At 77.4% G+C, this 327-nt stretch carries 1 pseudogene; it reads right to left on the bottom strand.

Annotated features, from left to right (window positions below):
• Positions 1-82: 82 nt before the first annotated feature.
• Positions 83-327, bottom strand: a pseudogene (locus ACLWS4_RS38190) (NIPSNAP family protein); the annotation flags it as partial.

The following is a 327-nucleotide window of genomic DNA, read 5'->3' on the forward strand; positions in this document are numbered from 1 at the left end:
GCCTGGCACCGGAGTCGGCCCACGAGCAGGCGGGGCTCGTAGGCTCCTGACGGAGCGGGTGCGGCAGGGTGCGTACGGCGGGCTAAGGCGTGACGGGTTCCAGCCGAAGTCGCCGGGAGGGCCCGGGGGCCGGCTCGGCGGGGCCGAACCAGACGCGGACGTCCTCGCCGGTGCGGACGGGCAGCCGGGGGAAGTCGTTCTCGGCGTGCTCGGAGCGGTGCAACGCGTGGGCCGGGAGCAGGTGTTCGGTGGCGAAGGCGTCGAAGGCGGCGGCGTCGGCCGGGAGGCAGACGGTGGCGAGGACCTCGCGGGCGCCCGCGGGCGGGG

This window comes from Kitasatospora sp. SC0581, from assembly GCF_048159585.1.
Lineage (GTDB): Bacteria > Actinomycetota > Actinomycetes > Streptomycetales > Streptomycetaceae > Kitasatospora.